A 3719-nucleotide genomic window follows, 5' to 3' on the forward strand; every position below is an offset into this window, starting at 1 on the left:
ACATGGGGTTTGAGCGGTCGAGCAGCTGAGAATGGTACCGCGCGCTTCGCGATCCCGCGGGCACCGGCCATCGCTTTGCGGCTTCCCGCGACACCACCCGGTCACGCTTCGCCGCGGGATCCTGCTTGTTGTCATCGGCCGGTTCCCAAGGGCAGTGCCGCATTCCTGCGCCGGCTTGTCGGGCCCGGCTCGGATGAGCCGCCCCCTGACCGAGTTTTCTGGCGCTAGCACGGTTGTGATCATTTTGTTTTTGGCGGACGAGCTTGAGATCCGCGACGGGCCTGTGGTAGCAATAACGCTCATTCCGCCATGCGATTATATTCACAGTTTTCAGGAGTCTGGTTTTTTTGTTGAACGTATATCTTTCGTCTTTGGTATCAAAACCGGACAATACGGCGTCGGCGACTCGAATCGATGCGCGACTGGTCGTGTGCGCACGCGGGTCGTGGCGGCTTTCCGGTGCGCTCCCGCGGCCTGTCAGGTCACGGCTTTTGGTGGGAAAAATATGATCTTACTAGGGCGTCGGAACGCGATGTCCCTGCTGGTTGCCGGGATGCTCGCTCTCGCCGGGGCTGCTTGCGGCACAGGGGCGGTGGCGAATAGTGAGACTACGGACGCGACACATGAGGCCGGCGGTAAGATCAGGACCGGTGTCGGCGTTTCGGATGATGTGATCACGCTCGGTGTGCTCACTGACCTGTCGGGAGTATTCAAAGGGCTTGCGAAGGATCTGACCGATGCGCAGCGACTTTACTGGGACCGGCGGAACTCCACCGGCGGTGTGTGCGACCGATACAGCGTCGTGCTCGACATCCGAGACCATGGATACGATACCGGCCGTGCGGTGGAGCTCTATGGCCAGCTGAAAGGAAAGGTTCTTGCGATTGAGCAGCTGCTTGGTTCGCCTATGGCGGTAAAGATCGGGCCTCTGATCGAGTCCGACAAGATTATAACAATGGCGGAGACATGGGCGCCGGCTCTCACGGACAACAGGTATTATTCGCTTATCGGCGCAACTTATGACATACAAATAATTAATGGGATCGACTATCTGCTCGGGCAGCAGAAGATCAAAGCTGGCGGCACGATCGGTCACATTTATCACGACAACGAGCTGGGCAGGAGCGCGCTGCTGGGTTCGGCCTATATGGCCAGACAGCATCAGCTCAGCCTGGTCGAGGAGAAGATCGATCCGAACAGGGCCGACATGACCGCGGCGGTGACCGCGCTCGCGGCCAGGAAGGTCAGCGCGATCCTGTTCACCGGCACACCGGCACAGACCGCGTCGGTAGCGAGTGCCGCGAGCCTCCTGGGACTGGACGTCCCGATTCTCGCCAGCAATGTGGGTTTTGTCCCCAGTCTGCTGACGGGGCCTGCCGGCTCCGCGTTGCGGAAGAACCTCTATCTGGCGATGCCGTCCGTCGGTTTTTCGGAGTCGAACGCGAGGGAGCTGCGGGAGGCTTTCGTCGCCACCCACGATCAGCAGTCGCCCACCATCGGCGCGGTGGACGGCTGGTCCGAGGCCATGGTGATGGATCAGCTTCTGGAGAAGGCTTGTAGCAACGGCGACCTGACCCGGGAGGGCCTGCTCGCCGCGAAGAGCAGCATGACCCGAGTCGAGACTGGTGGCCTTGTCCCACCGTTGGACTATTCGCAGCTCGGCGTCTCGCCGACGAAGGCGAGTTACGTTGGACGGGCCTCGGATGTGCCCGGGGGCATCACGATAGTGAGCGGTCCGACAGAAAGTGCTGATGCCGTGCGTTACAGCCGGCCGAAGTAGCCTCCGGGCGGCATCCGAAGGTTTCGCTGGACGTTCGGATGCCGCCCGGAGATACGGATTTCTGCCGGTCGTCGCCGACTATCAGTGATAGTCGGCGCAACTTCATCGATGGAATTCTTTCCAAACGGATTGGCATAAACACCGGCAAAGTTATGCTGATTCCGCTGATGGCTGGCAGCGGGCGCTGGATGATGTTTATCCAGCTGATCGATGACGGTCGGTTGGTTGACGTTCCGACCGGCGGATGATCCGGCCGGCAGGCCGGTCGCCATAAGCGCGCAAGGCGCGCCATGCGCGGGCCGGCCACCGGCCGCTTGTATTAAGTCTTGTATTAAGCGTGGTCGCGGATCTCGGTTCGGCCCGCCGCGCGGGCGCAGTGCGCACAGCAGTAGAACTGTCCGTCTGTCTGGGCGCCATGCCCGGAGATTTTTACCCCGCAGTGATCGCAGATCGGCGCCATCGCGTGGATCGCGCATTCGAAGCTGTCGAACGTGTGCACCGCGCCCTGGACGTGTACCTCGAAGCTCATCTCGTAGTCATTGCCGCAAACCTCGCAATTGCTCATGCTGGCCTCCAGATGTCGTGCTCTCGCCGTTTCCATCCCCGCTGTTGGGCGGGTTCATAGGGAGCGTGCTGTACCGGCGGCCAGATCGCAGAACGTGTCCTCGGCGAGGCTGCTTGCACGCAAAAAGGGGAAATCCTCGGCAGGTGTTCAACGTCGGTACAGCGGCCCGGCGGCCCGGGGGTGCCTGCCGGGCGTGCGGGCCATGCCGATGGATGAGCGCCAGCGGCCCGGCGGGCCGGGGGCGCCTGGCTACTGCGGCCGGCCGTCCGCGACCACTGAGGACGAGATCGTTCTTGATCGTTACCGGCTCCGCATCCGGTACGCGTGGTACCGCCGCGTCACGATCGCGATCGCTCTTTCGGGGCTGGCACCAATGCGCGAGCGGCGGCGGGATGCGATCGTCAGTTGGTGCCGCCCACCGTGCTGATCGTTGATGATCATGCGGATTTCCGTGCGGTCGCGCGGGTGCTTGTCACCCGCGGCGGCTTCCAGGTCGTCGGGGAGGCCGCCACCGGCGGTGAGGCGTTGGCGGCGGCGGCGCGGCTGCGTCCACAGGTCGTGTTGCTCGACGTGGGGCTGCCTGACATCGATGGGTTCACGGTCAGCCGTGAGCTTGTCCGGCTCGACCCGACAGTCAAGATCGTGTTGTGCTCGGTGCGCGGGCGGGGGGACTACGGCCCGCAGGTCGACACCTGCGGAGCGGGTGGCTTCCTGACAAAGTCGCGGCTGTCGGCGGAGTCCTTCACCAGCGTCGTCGCCGCATGCTGACAACCGCGACGGTCGGCCGCCCGTCGCGTTGCCGGCGGCCGCTCACCGCTGGGCTCGCAGATAGGTCAGGACGGCCAGGACCCGACGGTGATTGTCGGGTTCGGGCGGCAGGTCCAGGCGGGTGAAGATGCTACGGACGTGTGCCTCGACGGTCTTGTGGGTGATGAGCATCCGCTCGCTGATGGCCCGGTTGGAGCGGCCTTCGGCCATCAATGCCAGGACTTCGTGTTCGCGTTCGCTCAGGGTGGCGAGCGGGTCGGTTCGCCGCCGGTTGCGCAGCATCAGCGCCACGACGTCCGGGTCGAGCGCGCAGCCCCCGGCGGCGACCCGCCGCAGCGCCTCCACGAAACCGGCCGGGCCGGTCACCCGTTCTTTGAGCAGGTAGCCCACGCCGCGGGCGCTACCGCCGAACAGGGCCGGCAGGTGGTGGGACTCCAGATACTGGGAGAGCAGCAGGACACCGATCTGTGGATGGTCCCGGCGCAGCGCGACCGCGGCGTCCAGGCCTTCGGTGCGGTGGTCCGGCGGCATGCGGATGTCGACTACGGCGAGGTCGGGGCGGGCCGTGGCGACCGCGTCTACCAGGCTGGTCGGATCGCCGACCTG

At 64.3% G+C, this 3719-nt stretch carries 5 protein-coding genes; 3 read left to right on the forward strand and 2 right to left on the reverse strand.

The window, feature by feature from the left end; genetic code table 11:
• Positions 1-505: 505 nt before the first annotated feature.
• Positions 506-1780 (forward strand): ABC transporter substrate-binding protein, encoded by a 1275-nt coding sequence (locus tag MJ783_RS05155; RefSeq protein WP_239308771.1) that lies wholly within the window; start codon positions 506-508, stop codon positions 1778-1780.
• A gap of 38 nt (positions 1781-1818) precedes the next feature.
• Positions 1819-2028, forward strand: a complete 210-nt coding sequence (locus tag MJ783_RS05160) for a hypothetical protein (protein ID WP_239308772.1) — start codon at positions 1819-1821, stop codon at positions 2026-2028.
• 83 nt (positions 2029-2111) lie between these two features.
• Here MJ783_RS05160 and MJ783_RS05165 read toward each other — a convergent pair whose 3' ends face one another.
• Positions 2112-2345, reverse strand: a complete 234-nt coding sequence (locus tag MJ783_RS05165; protein ID WP_239308773.1) for a hypothetical protein — start codon at positions 2343-2345, stop codon at positions 2112-2114.
• Between the two features lie 408 nt (positions 2346-2753).
• On the opposite strand from MJ783_RS05165, the gene MJ783_RS05170 reads away from it, so the two are divergent.
• The gene (locus MJ783_RS05170; RefSeq protein WP_239308798.1) at positions 2754-3113 is read left to right on the forward strand and encodes a response regulator transcription factor; all 360 of its coding nucleotides are present in this window, start codon (positions 2754-2756) and stop codon (positions 3111-3113) included.
• A gap of 42 nt (positions 3114-3155) precedes the next feature.
• Here the strand turns inward: MJ783_RS05170 and MJ783_RS05175 are convergent.
• A partial coding sequence (locus MJ783_RS05175; RefSeq protein WP_239308774.1) for a DNA-binding response regulator occupies positions 3156-3719 on the reverse strand: 564 nt, incomplete at its 5' end.

Source organism: Protofrankia sp. Cj3 (assembly GCF_917627355.1).
Lineage (GTDB): Bacteria > Actinomycetota > Actinomycetes > Frankiales > Frankiaceae > Protofrankia.

Coding starts and splice junctions, on each gene's coding strand:
- MJ783_RS05155 (WP_239308771.1), top strand. CDS start 506: ATGATCTTACTAGGGCGTCGGAACGCGATGTCCCTGCTGGTTGCCGGG.
- MJ783_RS05160 (WP_239308772.1), top strand. CDS start 1,819: ATGCCGCCCGGAGATACGGATTTCTGCCGGTCGTCGCCGACTATCAGT.
- MJ783_RS05165 (WP_239308773.1), bottom strand. CDS start 2,345: ATGAGCAATTGCGAGGTTTGCGGCAATGACTACGAGATGAGCTTCGAG.